The organism is Paenibacillus sp. Y916 (genome assembly GCF_056786435.1).
In genome coordinates, this window is the sequence record NZ_JBXCJA010000009.1 from 80,525 (window position 1) to 98,347 (window position 17,823).

Sequence of the window (17,823 nt, forward strand, 5' to 3'; positions counted from 1 at the left end):
AAAATAGATAGTAAAGCTAAGATTGCTATTTTGGATTCACTATAATGAGAGAGGGGAATGGTAAGAGATTAAAGAATAGTAAATACAAAGTTTGGGGAGGGATTATAATAAATAATGAAGAGGCGATAAACTTGTCATATACTCCTACGGATGAAGATTACGATATTGCTAATCCAAAGGCTGATTCATTAATTCATTCAATAAGGTCATTTGGATATGATTTATCTACTGCGCTGGCTGATTTAATCGATAATAGCGTTACTGCATTATCAAAGAATGTATGGATTGATTTCTATTGGAACGGATCTAAATCGTGGATTTCAATTAGAGATGACGGAAATGGAATGACAGAGGAGGAACTTGTTAATTCGATGATTCTTGGTTCGAAAAACCCACTTTTACCAAGACCACCTAGTGACTTAGGGCGATTCGGTCTTGGTTTAAAGACTGCAACCTTTTCACAATGTAAACAATTAACTGTAGCAACCAAAATGAAAGACTGCCCAATAGCAGTGAGGTGTTGGGACTTAGATTATGTTTCAAAAAAAGAGGAATGGCGGTTACTAAAGAAGGGCTCGGAAAATTTAATGCTTGATGATCTAAATAATATGGAACAAGGTACATTTGTTCTATGGGATAAACTTGATCGTATTATTGCTGATGGTGTGGATGTGGACGATGAAAAGGGACAAGAAACTTTTTTAAGCTATGCATCGCAAGTTAAGAAACATATTGCAATGGTTTTTCACAGATTTTTGGAAGGACCTAATTTATTGAAAATATGGTTTAATGATAAACGAGTCTCACCTTGGAATCCATTTTTACTTGATCAACTAGCGACAGAACTATTAACTGTCGAACCTTTATTTGTAAACAATAAACGTATAGAAGTACGGCCTTATATATTACCCCATCACTCTAAACTGTCAAATGATGACCATGCAAATGCAGCAGGTACTAAAGGGTGGAATGCACACCAAGGGTTTTATGTATATCGAAATAAGAGAATGCTTGTAGCAGGTGATTGGCTGGGGCTCGGTTTTCAAAAAGAAGAACATTATAAATTAGTGCGAATACAAATAGATATTCCTAACGATCTTGATGAAGAATGGGCTATAGATGTTAAAAAATCAAAAGCGAGGCCTCCCCAAAACATTCGTCAAGATCTTAAAAGAATAGCAAGCATTACGAGAGATAGAGCCTCAAATATATATAGACATAGAGGCAAGATGATTTCTAGAAATACTAAGACCGATTTTACTTATCTTTGGCTACAAACTGTTAAGCATGGAAAAATATCGTATGTAATAAATCGAGAGCACCCACTAATCCAAAGTAGTCTAAGTGCTCTTGAAAAGAAAAATAGTGAGTTATTATCTTTGTTAAAGATGTTAGAGGAAACTATCCCAATACCGATGATCTTACTAAATTATTCTGAACAACCAGATAATATGAGAGGGCCCTTTGAGGGCTCTCCTCCTAAAGAATTAACCGTAGTATTAGAGGAGAGTTTTAATTCTCTTTCTAAGCAAGGATTATCGTTAGATCAAATTAAAAGAAGGTTATTACTAATGGAACCCTTTGATCTATACCCAGAACATGTCATTTCACTTTGTGAGAGAATAGGAGAATATAATTAATGAACATAATGGAAATGGCACGTAACAATATAATGATGATATTACGACAGGAAGAATTTATTACTTCTGAAATTATTAAAAATAGAATGCATTCTGTTTTCGCAATGTTTACCACGCTATATCCAGGACAAATAATAGATACTGACAGATTATACAGAGAAATTTTGAGTATTACTAATGTCTATGTTGCAAATGAGACTAAATTAGAGGATGCTACTGATCATTTAGTATGGCTTCCAGATCGTAAAAGTAAAATTCCATGGAGTTTCTGGAATCGCTATAAACACTATCTAGAAGATGTAAAATCATATCCTCCAATTGTAGTGTCAAAGCTTAACGGAATAACTGACAACATTCTTGGAAGTTTAGAAGATCCAAAGAGGTCAGGAGAATGGGACAGAAGAGGAATGGTTGTTGGCTACGTTCAATCTGGTAAAACCCTGAACTATACTGGTCTAATTTGTAAAGCAGTCGATGCCGGTTATAAGCTTATTATTGTCATGGCTGGGATGCATAATGATCTACGTAGTCAAACTCAACTTAGATTGGATGAAGACTTTTTAGGATATGATACTCGGTTAAGCAGAGAGTATAAAGATTCAAACAGAAAGATTGGAGTGGGAAAGCTATCTGAGCATGGAGATTTGGTAATTCATTCATTAACAAGTAGTGCAGAGGATGGGGATTATAAGACACAGATAGCCAGAAACGTCGGATTTATGCTTGGCGGTGATCCCGTTATTTTGGTAGTTAAAAAAAATGCATCAGTGCTAAATAATCTTCTGCGGTGGGTTGAAAGTGACGGGAATTTTAATCGTGAATCAGGGGAAGTGACTAGAGATAATATTCCTTTCTTACTTATTGATGATGAGGCTGATAATGCATCAATAGATGGTAAACAAGCCAAAAGAGATGAAAACGGAGAGGTATTAGTAGAGACTGATCCAACTACGATTAATCGATTAATAAGGCAATTATTAAAAACCTTTCATAAAAGTTCTTATATTGGTTATACTGCAACACCATTTGCAAATATATTTATATATCCACCAGATGAAAATGAAAATGTTAAAAAATTTGGTGAAGATCTTTTCCCGAGGAGTTTCATAATGAATTTACCACCCCCAACTAACTATGTTGGTCCAGTGCAAGTGTTTGGATTGGAAGATAATGGTGAACTTGGTTTGGATAACTCTTCCGGATTACCAATAGTAAAAGAAATCTATGATTATGAAACGTATATTCCTGATAAACACAAGAAGGAATATGATCTAGTGGCTATTCCACCATCCTTAATTAAGGCAATCAAGATTTTTGTTATTTCATGTGCTGCAAGAATGGCAAGGGGACAAATAACTGATCACAAATCAATGCTAATTCATGTAACAAGATTTACTCCTGTACAAGGAAAAATAAAAGACCTTGTATTTATAGAACATGCAAGGATTTTAAACATATTAGAATTTGGACCTGGAAATTCAACAAAGCCTTTGTTAAGTGAATTGGAGGATTTATGGAATAGTGAGTTCGTACACGTAACGAAAACTATCCAGAATGCAGTAGTTGATCCCGAAATTACATCATTAAATTGGAGCGATGTTGAGAAATATCTTTTTGAAGCTACTGCAAAAATCCAAATCAAAACTGTTAATGGTTTTGCAAAAGATGTATTGGATTACCGAGATCATCCACTTGGGATGAGTGTAATAGCTATAGGTGGAGATAAATTATCACGAGGTATAACTCTAGAGGGGCTCTCTGTAAGTTATTATTTACGAGCTTCTAAAATGTATGACACACTCATGCAAATGGGCAGGTGGTTTGGATACAGACCGGGGTACTTAGATCTATGTCGATTGTATACAAGTGAGGAACTAGTTGGGTGGTATAAACATATTGCTATGGCGAATGAGGAATTACGTATAGAATTTGACTACATGGCAGCCACAGGCGGTACGCCAATTGATTATGGCTTGCGGGTAAGAACGCATCCGGATGGATTACAAATTACAGCCGCTAATAAGTTGAGACATGGAACAAAGATGTCAGTTTCATTTTCGGGAGGGATAAGCGAAACTATCGTTTTTCACAAAGATAAAGAGATTGCTGAAAAAAATTATGACACAATTGAAAAATGGCTTGAAAAGTTGGGGACTCCTGAAAATCCTTATGGTTCTTGGCGTTGGGGAAATGTGAATGGAACTAAAATTATTGAATTATTAGAGGGTTATCGAACACATCCACTTTCAAGAAAAGCAGAGCCCTCTACGTTATGTATGTATATAAAAAAATTATTAACTCATGATGAATTAACTGACTGGACGGTAGTATTAGTCTCAAATAGTAAAAAGGAAAAAACAAAGATAGCCCATTTGGATGTTGGATTGATTGAGCGTGGGAATGATAGTGAAAGAGATCTCAAGAAATGGATGCTATCAAAAGGTAGATTACTAAGTCCACCTGACGAATATAAGTATGATTTAGATGAAGAAGAGATAAGCATTGCGTTAAAACATACAATTGAAGCTTGGAATAAAAATCCTAAGAAAAGAAGGAAAGAAGAACCTGATACTCCAAGTGGTCCATATATAAGAGCTATACGCCCTAAAAATAAAGGACTATTACTACTGTACCCACTTAACAACGCAATATTCTCCACACCGTTTTCCAGTAAGCCAATTATGGGTTATTCGATTAGCTTTCCTAAGAGTCTTAAATCAATAAACATAGATTATCTAGTAGACACCACGTATTGGAGAAATATGTATAATGAAGATTGACATAGAGAAGTTATGGGAACAAATTGAACTTAATTCACAAGGTAATAATAGGAATGGAATAGTTAAAAGATTGATCGATCCAACTTGGAGATGTAAACTTTTTATAGGGATTGATCTTGAAACAAATCGAAGATTGTTCTTATTGGAAGCAGAATATAAGATTCTACGAAATTATGGTTCTTTACCTCAAACAAATGGATTTGAAGGAAATATTCGTTACTTTGGCGATGAAGACGATAATTGTATGACTCTATTCCTTATTGTCAAGAAGCCTCAGTACCATGATTTATTTAGTGCATTAGTAAATGATATTTTGGATCATATAGATGCAAACGATGTAGAAGTTTCAATTGAAGGTGTTGTATCAAGACTATTGAGGTGGCAAAAGTTCCTAGAAAGGTTTCATTTTGAAGGACTTGGTGAGGAAGCACAAAGAGGATTGTTTGGGGAACTCTATTTTCTTAATCGATTACTTGATATAGGAGTAGAAAAAAATATAGTTTTACGAGCATGGAAGGGACCTGAAAAGACAGTACACGATTTTCTGTTTGAAAGTTGCTCATTGGAAGTAAAGACATCGATTACAAAACAACACCAAAAATTGCATATCTCCAGCGAAAGGCAACTTGATACTAGCCAAACAAATGTATTATATTTATGTCATTTATCCTTAGATAACCAGTCCGGAAAAGGACATTCGTTAAATGATATTGTACAAGAGATTAGAAACAAAGTTCTTGAAGTACCTCTACTTGCAGAATTATTTGAAGATCAGTTATTTGTTTCAGGATATTTAGATGTTCACTGTAATCGTTATATTACCCCTATATATAGTATCAGAGAATATAATCTATTTATAATAAAGGATGGATTTCCTCGCATAATTGAAAGTGATCTAATAGGAGGAGTAGGTGATGTTAAATACTCAATTATGATATCACAATGCAAAAATTACTCGGTGCAAGAGGATGAGGTTATTCGAATGATTGGAGAATACAAAAATGGGTAAAACATTATTGGAGTTTTCTCAGAATTTTCAACAAGAGATAATAAGCCTATCTGAAGTGGAAGGTGAAGAAATTTTTCGGGAAGATCAATTAACCCAATTATTTATTGACTACTTGTGCGAGTTAGGTGAGTTAGATGATGGTCACGTATGTTCGTATCGTGGAAGAGGAATGCAGGTTAATGGTTATAGTTATTCTGAGGAACTTGAGCACATGGTTCTCTTCGTGACAGGATATACTGCAGCATATCCACCTGAATCTGTTAGAAAGAGTGATCTGGAAGCTGCTAATAAAAGAGTTTTAAGTTTTTATAAAAAATGTATGTCAGGTATACACACATCATTAGAAGAAGCATCTCCTATATTCGATTTAGCACTACAGATATATGAATCAAAAGATGCTTTGGCTTCGTTGAAAATTTTTTATATTACAGACGGTCTTGCAAAAGCTGACGCAATTGAAGAAGTAGATGTAAATGGCCTATCAGTGACGCTACAAGTTTGGGATATTGAAAGATTATATCGTTCATGGAGTTCCGGTCAAAGGCGAGAGATAATTGAAATTGACTTTATTGATCATGGTGCCCACATTCCTTGTCTGCCCATGCCAGAGGAAAACCCAGAGTACACTACATTTTTAGCAGTTTTCCCAGGAGAAGTTCTCGTCAGCCTATATGGTACATATGGACCAAGGTTATTAGAACGAAACGTAAGATCATATTTACAGGCAAGAGGTAGTGTGAATAAAGGAATTCGTCAGACAATTCGATTCGAACCACATATGTTCTTAGCTTATAATAATGGCCTTTCTGCTGTTGCAGAGAGTGTGGAATTGACTAATCTTAGTAATGGGACTGTAGCAATTAAAGCAATCAAAGATTTACAAATAGTCAACGGTGGACAAACTACCGCTTCAATTTACCATGCATTTAAAAATGATAAGGTTGATTTGAAAAATCTATTCGTTCAAGTGAAATTAACTATTATTTTGGATGCTAATAGAATTGATGAAATAGTCCCTCGCATCTCAGAGTATGCTAATAATCAAAATAAGATTCAAACGGCAGATTTTTCTGCTAATGATCCTTTTCATAGAAAAATGGAGGAATTATCAAGGACAGTATGGGCACCTGTTATTAAAGGAATGCAAAGACAGACCAGATGGTTTTATGAAAGAGCAAGAGGTCAATATATGGATGAGAAAGGTAGAGCAACAACTCCAGCACAAAAAAGGAATTTTGAAACTACACATCCCAAAAATCAATTATTTACAAAAACTGATTTAGCTAAATTCGAGAATACATGGAATCATTTCCCTCATATCGTAAGTAGAGGGGCGCAAAAAAACTTCATTGAATTCACAGTTACCATGAGTGAAAAGGATGAGTTACTAATTCCCGATCCAAAGTATTTTGAAAATTTGGTCGCTAAAGCAATATTATTTTATAGAACAGAAAAGATTGTTCAAAAACAAAAGTATGGTGGATATCGAGCCAATATTGTAACATACACGTTGGCATTGTTAAGTTATGCTTCTACTAATTTAATAAATCTAGAAAAGATATGGAAATCACAAGAATTATCTTTGGAATTAGAAGAAATAATAGCTAGGATTTCTCAATATGCACATCGACACATTATACAAGTGCCAGGTAATGGTAATGTCACTGAATGGTGTAAAAAGGTGGAATGTTGGGAATCCTTCCAACAGACTAAACTGCCTGTTGGAATATTTGATGAAATACCTGAATTTCATATTGAAGATAGTAAGAATATTAACATTAGATCAAATGAAGATATCACGAAAATTAACTCGTCTGCTTGGTTTGATATTGCAGCTTGGAGCAAGGAAACAAATAATTTATTACCATGGCAAAGAAGTTTAGCAGTTAGTATAGGGAAAGCTGTTAAACAAGGTAATGCGTTATCTTCTAAGCAAGTCATTCAAGCAGAAAGGATAATAATTGAATTAGAGAGAGTGGGATATTTCTTAGATCTAGAGATAGTTTCTTCATAGTTTCATATTTTCTTGTACCCTGGTATAATAGGTATTAACATATTTGTTGGGAGAAGGAAGGATTTATGAACTTTATTGATTTATTTGCGGGTGCTGGAGGACTATCTGAGGGGTTCATACGTCAAGGTTTTGAACCTGTGGCCCATATAGAAATGGATAATTATGCTGCTCAAACACTTAGAACAAGAGCAGTCTATTACTCATTAAGAGAAGCTGGAGATCTCGAAATATATCGTCAATACCTCAGAAAAGAGGTTACTAGAGATGAATTGTATTCCGCAGTCAATCCTAGTGTATTAAATAGTATAATTAACAGAGAAATTTCAAATGATAGTATTAACGAAATTTTCCAATTTATTGACGAGGGTCTAAAAAGTAGAGGAATAACTGAAATAGATGTATTGGTTGGGGGTCCCCCTTGTCAAGCATATTCGTTGGTAGGTCGAGCACGTGACCCATATAATAAGGAGCATGATCCTAGAAATTATTTATACAAACAATATGTTAAATTTTTAGACAAGTACAAACCAAAGCTTTTTGTATTTGAAAATGTCCCTGGAATCTTGACAGCAGGGAAAGGTAAATTGTTTGAAGATGTCAAGAAAATCATGAATGAAGCCGGATATGATATTGAGGCTAGAGTTTTAGATGCAAGCGAATTTGGTGTTTTACAAAAACGTAGACGTGTTATACTCATTGGCTGGGTGAAAGGTACTAATTACTTTTTTCCTGACTTTGAGAGATTTGAATTTGATTTTAAAGTTTCAGATATATTTGAAGATATACCTAACTTAGTTCCTGGTGAAACAAAGGATTACAATTATACAAAAAATCCGAATGAGTATCTCGAAAAATTCAGAATCAGAGATACTACTGATATATTAGTACAAAATATTAGTAGACCTCATAATAATCGTGATAGAAGTATTTATAAAATTGCAATAGAATTGTGGAACAAAGAAAAAACTCGATTAAAGTACACGGATCTTCCTGAATATTTAATAACTCATAAGAATCTAACTTCATTTTTAGATCGTTTTAAAGTAGTTGGATCAAATATTAGTCATTCTCATACTGTGGTTGCTCACATAGCAAAAGATGGACATCATTATATACACCCAGACATAAATCAATTGCGGTCTATATCTGTCCGGGAAGCTGCAAGGCTTCAATCCTTTCCTGATAATTTCTTTTTTGAAGGTCCAAGAACAGCTATATTTACTCAAATAGGAAATGCAGTTCCACCACTAATGGCGGAAAGCATAGCATTGAAAATAAAGCAAATGTTAAAAGGTGTTTAGGAACCATTAAAGTTATTGGAGTCCTCCTAATAGTTCTTTAATACAGTGATAGTAACTAAATGTAGGAATACGGCGACTTCTTCAGGTAGATAACTTGCTACTACTTTGGGAACTATATTAATCTGGAGAATCTTTAAAGGACAGGGATACAAGACAACAAAGAATTGTTATTAATTATTCTTGTGCTATAAATGCATCTGTAAATGGGAAATCAACCTCATTTCAGGTGCATATATTTGATCATATTGTTCTGATTTTTTATTGATATTTGCAGAATTGTATCAATTTTAGTGAGTGAATATGGAAAAATACCCTGAGACTAAGTTGATATTCAGAATGAATATTAGATTCTATTCTTCGATCAAAGTTGAGATACAGATGCACTTAAGCTAGTGCTTTTTCTTTTATCCAAAAGAGGGTGAATATCGAAAGGGACAGAATTTCTAATATAACGTATATAGTTACATAATTTTTATTTGCTGAAATACGAATGACATATTAAATATTGTAGATGAAGAAGAATAGTTTATGAAGATGAAATTAATACAACACGTACACTATTGGAGGGAAAGAAATGAACGAATCTGGAATGTATAAAATTCGACCAGCAGGTCGGCATCTAATCACTATTGGCGAAGATTTAATCCAAGATAAATGTGCTGCTATCTTGGAATTGGTTAAGAATTCTTATGATGCTGATTCACCAGATGTAAAAATAACTTTTAAAGTTAACGAAAACAGGGATCGGCTATTTATAACAGTAGAAGATCATGGAAATGGTATGACATTTGAGGATGTTACTGAAAAATGGATGGTTCCTTCTACTGATGATAAGGTTCTGAGAAGAAAAAGCCCAAGAGGTCGAATCATGCAAGGACGTAAAGGAATAGGAAGATATGCAGCAAATATATTAGGAGAGAATTTGATTTTAGAAACTATAGATCAGAGTAGCAACAAAACTACACTATTTATTGAATGGGAACAGTTTACGCAAGCTAAATATTTGGATGATGTTGATATTTTGATCGATACTAGTACCTGTACTGAAATAACTGGTACTAAATTGATAATTGAAGGTTCTCAAAATGATATTGAGGAATGGACTAAACAAATAAACACATTAAGATTTGAACTCAAGAAACTTATTCCACCTGATGCACCTATTGAGCAGGAAACAGAATTTAAAATATTTTTAGTGTTTGATAGTTTTACATTAGAGCAGACAGATGTAATTGTAGAAGAGATACAGCCATATCCAATACTGGATTTTTATGATTATAAAATATCTGGTCGGATTTCTGCTGACGGTATTGGTCAGTTACAGTATGTCAATCAAAAAGTACGTAACACTGTAATCGAGGAATTAGAGGTTAATATAGGACCGACCAACTGTGGAACACTTGTATTAGATATAAGAGTTTATGACAGAGATAAGGACTCAATTGAGCAACTTATTGGTAGGGGCTTGAAAGATGAAACAACAGGTCAGTATCTTAGAAATCTTGAAACAAGGAAATTGCTTAATAGTCTTAATGGCATTGGTGTATATAGAAATGGGTTCAGGATTCGTCCATTAGGCGATTCTGATTTTGATTGGCTAAAACTGAATGAACAAAGAGTTCAGAATCCTTCATTAAATATTGGTAGCAACCAAGTTATTGGCTATGTACATATAGAGTCGGAAGAGAGCTCAGGATTAGAAGAGACTAGTGCAAGAGATGGCTTGAGAAGCAATTTAGCATATGAAAGTTTAAAGGAGAAAACCTCCTATGTATTATCAAAACTACAAGAAAAACGATATATATACCGAAGGAATGCTGATTTATCAAAACCAGCAAAAAAAGTTGAAAAAGAATTGGAGAGGCTTTACGATTATTCAGTTTTACAGCGGTCAGTATCATCCGCATTAAAGAAATCAGGAATAAGCGATTCTACAATAACCGAAATCGGGCAAATAATTGAAAAGGAGCAAAATGAAAAAAATGCAATTGTTGATGATATTAAGTCTGCCGTTGCTATATATCAAGGTCAAGCTACATTAGGGCGAATAATTAATGTGATCTTACACGAAGGGCGTCGTCCTCTGAACTATTTTAAGAATCAGATACCTAATATTAGTTTCTATGGAAAAGTATTCAAAGAATCTCCTTCTAATGATAATTTATTAAAGATTTTAAGTTTAACTAGCGGAGTAGAAGAAAATGCTTCGATTTTTGTGAATCTATTTAGTCGAATAGATCCGCTGGCAGCAAAAAAGAGGGAAACTAGATCCGACTTTAGTTTGCTACAATCCATTAAAGTCGCCACAGAGGTGTTTGAAAATGAACTTATGATAAATTGTATAGACTTAATAATTTCTGGTGATGAATCAATTTTGTGGAATGGATGGAGGCAGGATTTATATACGATATTCACAAACCTTGTGGATAACAGTATTTTTTGGATGGTACACAAGAATACCCGAAATAGGAATATTGAAATTTCAATTCAAAATGAAGGTAATGGCGTTTGGTATATAGATTATAAGGATTCTGGTCCTGGGATAGAACCTAGTCTTTTAGAAAGTGGTGTTATTTTTGAACCAGAGTTTACCACTAAACCTAAAGGAACAGGTACGGGCTTAGGGTTAGCAATAGCGGGAGAAGCAGCTCAACGCAATGGATTAGAGTTAATAGCATTGCAAAAATCTGAGGGGTGCCATTTTCAACTTTATTCCTCAAAGGAGTCTAATAATGGAGACGTATAAATATCTATTAATTGAAGATAGTGATGATGATGCATCCGTATGTGCAGATACGATAGAGAGAATGAACTTTGAAAGTACTGAATACCTGATTACTGTAGATGTTGCAAATTCTTTAGAGGTTGCTTTGAATAAGTTGAAAGAAAACTATGATGGAGCTATTATTGACATAAATCTTGGTGATAGTAGTAGTGGTAATGATATTATCAATACAATAACCGAAAGGTATCGCATTCCGGTGGCTGTTATGACTGGGACGCCTGATACTATATTAGAAGAAGGTTCTCCAATTCGTATATATAAGAAAGGAGAAAGCACTTATGAAGAAATAATCCAATCTTTAATTAGCGTGACAAATACAGGATTATTTAAAGTGATAGGTGGCAAGGGTATTATTGAAGAAACAATGACACGTGTATTTTGGAAAAACCTTTATCCCAAAATAAATATTTGGGAAAAAATTAAAAAATCGGGAGATGATACTGAAACAATACTACTCAGATATGCAATAGCTCATATTCATGAACTCCTTGACGAGAATATGCCCTTATATAGTATTGAAGAGGTGTATATAAAGCCTCCTCTAACATCTAAAATTAGAACAGGGTGTATTCTGAAGAATAAAGAGGATGAATTTTATTATATAGTTCTATCCCCACCATGCGACTTGGCGGTACACAATGGAATAATGAAAACTGATAGAGTTATGCTATGTGAGATTGATAATCACAGAAATATTAGTCGAAATGTTATCGGGGAAACAGGGGCAGCTAGAAGGAAAAAGGCCTTGTTATCAACATTAAAAAATAATAATAAAGAGTATTATCATTGGTTACCTCAAAATAGTATTTTTGAAGGAGGTTATATTAATTTTAGGAAGGTTATAAACTACTCTCCAGATGAATTAGAAAGTGAATTTTATCCTGTTGAACTTAGAATACAGGATTCGCTGGTTAAAGATATATTAAGCAGGTTTTCAGCGTATTATGCTCGCCAAGGACAACCAGATTTCGATTACGATAAGGAAGCTGAGGCAATTATAAAAACACTGTATCCTGAAGGATAGTATCAAATTATAAATTCAAAACTTTGTGTATAAAGACTGACGAAGATGTAAAGCGATATGAAGGAAGCTCTAAAGTTACTTGGAGATAGTGTTTAATTACTTGCTGTTCACCAATTAATTAAGCGATATTGAAGGAATTATTATGGAGAAATGCTACATAACGCATACTAATCAGACACACTAGTTCCGAAAATAAAAATCAAGAACCTTGTGTAGTGGGAATTATCTGGTTTTGACGGGGTTAATACCATTTAATGGTTGGGTTTAAGCCGCTAGTTGTATGTATTATTACAATGTAGATGATGTATACTGACTCCAGAATAGACAAAATATTTTTTTGTTGTAAAAATGATGTGAGATTTCAATAATAATGAACTGGATTTCCCAAGACGTCCGCAAATAATAATTGGATTCTACGGACTGTAACAGATAGACCTTAATAGGATATGTTCCTGAAAACTACAAATGTGGAAGGCGTCGAAGTTCTAAAATATGATCGGTGTAACCAATAAATAACCCAGTGCTATAATAAATAGAGTCGTGATAAGCTAGGCTAAAGCAATGAATAAAGAATATAAAATATCAAATAAATCGTCATATAAAGCATTCAATTAACCGAGTGAGATCTTTGGTAATATTCCTGATCACACTCGGTTTTTCGTTTTATAAGTCAGAACTGAAACCTTTGACATACAAAACTTTTCTAAATTGTAGTCCGACCCAATAGACTTCACAATCTCCCCCCCTTGATTATTTTTCTAATCATATTTCTTTATATGCTGGAGCGTGGGATGAACCGCTGGGCAGAATCAGTAACACCAAATGAGATGGCTAGATGCATCCAAACTTATCTAACGGAGAAGGAATATCGCAGTCGAATTGATTTCGCAGAAAAAGGTTTAGAGAAAGCTGTAGGAATAGAAAGAAGCTACTGCAACGAAAATCTCCCGAATTTAGGATCTAACCTAGAGACACACTCATTCCTTATGAACAATTAATCATTATTTATCTCACACACGAAAGGGATGTTCCCATGCCTACATATAACAAACTAGTAAGAGATCGTATTCCATTCATCATTACATCCACGGGCAAAGAGTGCAGAACTCGCATTCTGGAGCCAGAAGAATACACAATAGAATTGAAAGTAAAGCTTAACGAAGAATCAGAGGAATATTTCAAGGCTGAGAATAATCAAGAAGCTTTGGAAGAACTAGCAGATATGCTGGAAGTCATTCGGGCTTTGGCAGAGGCGCATGGATCGGATTGGGCGGAGCTTGAGAAGATTCGCTCAGATAAGGCGAAAGCACGGGGCGGGTTCCAGGAACGAGTGTATCTGATCGATGTCGATGAAGCTTAATATCAAGTTAATTACAGATAATTTGGCTGATGATTTGATTGCAGGGATGAAGAATGCATCGGGCATATATATTATGACATCCTTTTTTATGCAATCGGGTGTACGTTTGTTGGCGCCACATTTGAAAAATGCCTTGGATCGTGGAACCGAGGTCAAGATGTTAGCGGGAGATTATTTATATATAACGCAGCCGGAAGGTCTTCGGGGATTATGTGCCGTTGATGATAGAATAGAGGCGCGATTGTGGCGCAGTATGGGGACGTCTTTTCATCCCAAAGCCTATTTGTTCGACTATGACAATGGAGAAGGGCTATTAATTGTTGGCTCTTCTAATTTCTCATTCTCTGCTTTGAAGACAGGATTTGAATGGAATCTAGCGATGAATGCGTAAGCTGAGCCATATACGTTCCAGAATGCATTGGAAAAGTTCATGCAGAGCTTTTATAACGAAACAACGCTACCTGTTAATCCTGATTCAATCCATCTATATGAGTAGGAGTATTTGCAATACCATCAGAAGAATCCAGAACTAATTCGTAGGATCACAGAGATGGAAGAAGCAGAGATCCGAAATGGTATGCAAGAGGAGCCGATGGAGGTAGAGAGTGAAGCTTCGCTTGTTCCGATAACAACTCGACCTGCTCAAGAGGCGGCACTGGAAGCGTTGGAGCGCACACTTGAAGAGCAGTATGATAAGGCTATGGTGGTTATGGCGACGGGGCTGGGCAAGACGTATCTCGCGGGATTCCTTGCGCAGCGTTTTAAGAGAGTGTTGTTTATCGCGCATCGTGAAGAGATTCTTTTCCAAGCAAGAAAGTCTTTCAGACGGATCATGCCGGATAGATTATATGGGATATATAATGGACAGTTCAATGAGGGAGAGGCCGATTGTGTCTTTGCTTCCATCTATACGTTGGGTATGAAGAAACACCGTGAAGGCTTTGCAGAAGATGATTTCGATCTGATTATTGTGGACGAGTTCCATCATGCGGCTGGCTCCATTTCAATATATAGGTGTGTTTGATGAGACAGACTATACGAAGATTAGATGGATCGGAAGCCGTTATGACGATGAACAGTTACTATTAACTCAACTGAAAGAGTCACAGGCGGAGAAGATTTGCGAAGCTTGGGACAGTCATAAACAGACTCGGACGATTGGGTTCTGTTCTTCGATTCAACAGGCGGATTACTTGGCGGCCTATTTTCGCAGTCAGGGTGTATCTGTGCTTAGTCTACATTCGCGTACAACAGAGATGTCTCGTGGAGATGTGATTCAAGCGTTGGAGTCAAGGTAACTGGAGGTTGTCTTTACAGTCGACTTGTTCAACGAAGGAACGGACATTCCAAGCGTGGACACGTTATTGTTCGTACGTCCGACAGAGTCGCTTACGGTGTTTACCCAACAAGTAGGTCGAGGGTTGCGATTGGCAGACGGGAAATCTCACTGCGTTATCATTGATCTGATCGGTAATTATCGGAATGCTGATGTGAAGCTGAAGCTTTTTGCAGAACCGAATGAAGATGCTGGCAAGGGCAAACGCGAGGAGATCATACCTACGCTACCACTGAATTGTGAGATTCGCTTAGATACAGAGGTAGTCAATCTTCTACAAGAATTGTCTCGTAAAAGACTACCCCACCGCGAGAAGCTTCACCATGACTTCGTCAGCTTGAAGCAGGAGTTGGGACGAATCCCGACATACCTAGAGCTTCATCTGCATGGGAACTCGGTTAGCCAACAATACAAGAATGAATTCGGCTCTTATATCGGATTTCTGCATTGGCCGGAATTGTTAAGTGAACGTGAAAGTGAATTGTACATTCGTTATGAAGCTTGGATTCGCGATGTTGAGAAAACGGTGATGACGAAGAGTTACAAAATGATCGTATTACTCTATATGTTGGAGCGTGGTGAGGTACGATGGGCAGATCCCGTGACTTCGGATGAGGTGGCTGAATTCTTCCATAGATATCTTACTGAGAGGGAATATCGCAGACGGATTGATTTTGCCGATAAGGATTCGAGAAAGCTGTGGGAGTGGAATGAAGCTACTGCAACGAAAATAGCTCAACTGATCGCTCTTATGCCCATGACTAAGTGGAGCGAAGGGTAGCATGACATGTTTCGAAGATGGCTTGTTCTCGCTCGGGTTCGAGGTGGACGTGGAGGATCAGGCTGTGTTGCACCGCTGGACAGAAGAGATTTGTCTGTACCGGTTGCATTTGCATTTTGAGCGGAGAGAACAGAAGGAAGCGGGGGTTTAAATAGATCTGGAAGTGATAATTTGGTATTTCATTGGAATTATTATTCTCGGTGTTATTGCAGGGCTATTGCAGCCAACAAAAAAGAAAAAGAAAAGAAGTGTACGTAAGAATGTAAGTAAAATTAGTAATACAAATAAAGCAAGGAGTTCTGTGCAACGTTCTTCTATGGTGTGTAGAAAGGTCGAAGTGATGCATTCTATCTTTGTTAGTAACAACCTCAGACTTGGCGGCGCCTGCCAAGTCTGGGGCGGAGGAGCGTAAAGTAGATTATTCGCACGGTGGCTTATTTGAGCAAAAGCTTCAATCTTGGGATAAATGGAGGAAAATACAACGATCGATGGTTATGCGAGCAATGGCATAATGTAATGCGCTCAACAGGACATGAAATACATATAAGACTAAAAAGAAAATGATAAAATTGATAGATCCGTCAAGTTTATTTCAGATTTTATTGTGAAGGCGATTCCTTTGTCAAGATAAATGCCGTATACATGGACTTGAGTGCTACAGCTGAGCCATTACTAAAAGAGGAGGATTCTCTCATATATTCAAGCTTGGTAAGCAGTTTTCCTTGGCGATCTATATATCCAAACTTACCGATAGGATCTGATTTCGTTGTAATACCTACTAAAGCGATCCCTTCTTTGAATTTAGATGCTCTATTATATTTCTGATAAGCAATAACCAATTGCCCCTTTGTATTGATAAACCCCACTTTTCCTTGGCTATTATAAACTGCAGCTAGACCCTCGCTGAAATCGTTCACGTTGCTATACCGAAAAGGAATAATGATCTTCCCCTTTTTATCAATAAAGCCCCATTTTCCTTTAGCATTTTGTACGGGCGCTAAACCTTTGGAAAAATCACCACCGGCTTGATACCGAAGAGGAATAGTGACTTTGCCAGTTGTATCAATATATCCATAAAAGCCTTTGCTACTGATTTGTACAAGAGCTAACCCTTCGGAAAATCCACGGGCATAGGTGTATTGATATGGAATGGCCAACTCGCCTTTTGTATTGATGTAGCCGATTTTATCGAAGTTTTGTGGAGCATATGCGATAGCCAGGCCATTTGTGAAATAATAATCAGAACTATAATCTTCGGTGAAATGGGTAACGACCTTCCCTGTCCTATCAATAAATGTTTGTTCACTAGAATTGGCCATTGTTACATGGGCTATGCCTTCGGAGAAATGCCCAGCTGAAGTATACTGACAGGGAATAGCTAAGTTCCCTTTGGTGTTAATGTAGCCAAGGAGATTCGTCTTTGTATTAATGACGAGTGCCCGCTGCTCGTGGAAGTCGCCTCCGGTGATAGGTTCAATATCTTCAGGCAGAGTAAAAGCTATATCCCCCTTGGTGTTATAATACACAAGCGTGCCATCCGATGTTTCCGCTAATAACAAGCCATTATGGAAATGACCATCACTTCCAGGTCGAGCAATCATATAGTCTACAGGTGTGTTCGAGACTTGGATTTGTGTCGTGTTTGAAGCTGCCCATCCAGTGTCCAACATTGTGGTGGAAGTAAACAGAACTAATAAGGCTAATCCAAATTTCTTTAACATGTTCAAGCTCCTTTGTAAATGAATTCTCATTATTATAGACGTATAAATGGTGGATTGGTTATGTATCGATTA

The 17,823-nt window shown here is 36.3% G+C and carries 11 protein-coding genes and 1 pseudogene; 11 read left to right on the top strand and 1 reads right to left on the bottom strand.

Going from position 1 to position 17,823, the window contains the following annotated elements; genetic code table 11:
• Positions 1–44 precede the first annotated feature (44 nt).
• From AC1TO9_RS17915 to AC1TO9_RS17965, 11 genes and pseudogenes are all read left to right on the top strand, one after another.
• Positions 45–1,640, top strand: a complete 1,596-nt coding sequence (locus AC1TO9_RS17915) for an ATP-binding protein (RefSeq protein WP_482060049.1) — start codon at positions 45–47, stop codon at positions 1,638–1,640.
• Positions 1,640–4,420: a Z1 domain-containing protein gene (locus AC1TO9_RS17920; protein WP_482060050.1), complete on the top strand. Its 2,781-nt coding sequence runs from the start codon at positions 1,640–1,642 to the stop codon at positions 4,418–4,420. Before AC1TO9_RS17915 ends, AC1TO9_RS17920 begins: the two co-directional genes overlap by 1 nt.
• Positions 4,410–5,429: a PD-(D/E)XK motif protein gene (locus tag AC1TO9_RS17925; RefSeq protein ID WP_482060051.1), complete on the top strand. Its 1,020-nt coding sequence runs from the start codon at positions 4,410–4,412 to the stop codon at positions 5,427–5,429. The genes AC1TO9_RS17920 and AC1TO9_RS17925 overlap by 11 nt, the downstream gene beginning before the upstream one ends.
• The gene (locus tag AC1TO9_RS17930; protein WP_482060052.1) at positions 5,422–7,443 is read left to right on the top strand and encodes an AIPR family protein; all 2,022 of its coding nucleotides are present in this window, start codon (positions 5,422–5,424) and stop codon (positions 7,441–7,443) included. The genes AC1TO9_RS17925 and AC1TO9_RS17930 overlap by 8 nt, the downstream gene beginning before the upstream one ends.
• A 65-nt stretch (positions 7,444–7,508) precedes the next feature.
• Positions 7,509–8,744, top strand: coding sequence for a DNA cytosine methyltransferase (locus AC1TO9_RS17935; RefSeq protein WP_482060053.1), 1,236 nt, complete (start codon positions 7,509–7,511; stop codon positions 8,742–8,744).
• Positions 8,745–9,318: 574 nt separating this feature from the next.
• Positions 9,319–11,490 carry an ATP-binding protein gene (locus AC1TO9_RS17940; protein WP_482060054.1) on the top strand — a complete coding sequence of 724 codons (2,172 nt, stop codon included), beginning with the start codon at positions 9,319–9,321 and terminating at the stop codon, positions 11,488–11,490.
• Positions 11,477–12,553: a response regulator gene (locus AC1TO9_RS17945; protein WP_482060055.1), complete on the top strand. Its 1,077-nt coding sequence runs from the start codon at positions 11,477–11,479 to the stop codon at positions 12,551–12,553. Before AC1TO9_RS17940 ends, AC1TO9_RS17945 begins: the two co-directional genes overlap by 14 nt.
• Before the next feature lie 791 nt (positions 12,554–13,344).
• Positions 13,345–13,551, top strand: coding sequence for a hypothetical protein (locus tag AC1TO9_RS17950; protein ID WP_482060056.1), 207 nt, complete (start codon positions 13,345–13,347; stop codon positions 13,549–13,551).
• Between the two features lie 35 nt (positions 13,552–13,586).
• Entirely contained in the window at positions 13,587–13,913 is a 327-nt protein-coding gene (locus AC1TO9_RS17955; RefSeq protein ID WP_482060057.1) for a nucleoside triphosphate pyrophosphohydrolase, read from the top strand.
• Positions 13,897–16,181 (top strand): annotated as a pseudogene (locus AC1TO9_RS17960) (DEAD/DEAH box helicase family protein). Before AC1TO9_RS17955 ends, AC1TO9_RS17960 begins: the two are co-directional and overlap by 17 nt.
• 202 nt (positions 16,182–16,383) lie before the next feature.
• A complete protein-coding gene (locus AC1TO9_RS17965; protein WP_482060058.1) occupies positions 16,384–16,542 on the top strand; it encodes a hypothetical protein in 159 nt (52 codons plus the stop codon).
• A gap of 87 nt (positions 16,543–16,629) precedes the next feature.
• On the opposite strand, the gene AC1TO9_RS17970 is transcribed toward AC1TO9_RS17965, so the two are convergent.
• Positions 16,630–17,751: a WG repeat-containing protein gene (locus AC1TO9_RS17970; RefSeq protein WP_482060059.1), complete on the bottom strand. Its 1,122-nt coding sequence runs from the start codon at positions 17,749–17,751 to the stop codon at positions 16,630–16,632.
• Between the last annotated feature and the right edge of the window lie 72 nt (positions 17,752–17,823).

Bases quoted from the DNA above. Each gene is read 5' to 3' on its own strand.
- AC1TO9_RS17925 (WP_482060051.1), top strand. From the start codon at position 4,410: ATGAAGATTGACATAGAGAAGTTATGGGAACAAATTGAACTTAATTCA.
- AC1TO9_RS17955 (WP_482060057.1), top strand. From the start codon at position 13,587: ATGCCTACATATAACAAACTAGTAAGAGATCGTATTCCATTCATCATT.
- AC1TO9_RS17935 (WP_482060053.1), top strand. From the start codon at position 7,509: ATGAACTTTATTGATTTATTTGCGGGTGCTGGAGGACTATCTGAGGGG.
- AC1TO9_RS17970 (WP_482060059.1), bottom strand. From the start codon at position 17,751: ATGTTAAAGAAATTTGGATTAGCCTTATTAGTTCTGTTTACTTCCACC.
- AC1TO9_RS17920 (WP_482060050.1), top strand. From the start codon at position 1,640: ATGAACATAATGGAAATGGCACGTAACAATATAATGATGATATTACGA.
- AC1TO9_RS17945 (WP_482060055.1), top strand. From the start codon at position 11,477: ATGGAGACGTATAAATATCTATTAATTGAAGATAGTGATGATGATGCA.
- AC1TO9_RS17930 (WP_482060052.1), top strand. From the start codon at position 5,422: ATGGGTAAAACATTATTGGAGTTTTCTCAGAATTTTCAACAAGAGATA.
- AC1TO9_RS17915 (WP_482060049.1), top strand. From the start codon at position 45: ATGAGAGAGGGGAATGGTAAGAGATTAAAGAATAGTAAATACAAAGTT.
- AC1TO9_RS17950 (WP_482060056.1), top strand. From the start codon at position 13,345: ATGAACCGCTGGGCAGAATCAGTAACACCAAATGAGATGGCTAGATGC.
- AC1TO9_RS17940 (WP_482060054.1), top strand. From the start codon at position 9,319: ATGAACGAATCTGGAATGTATAAAATTCGACCAGCAGGTCGGCATCTA.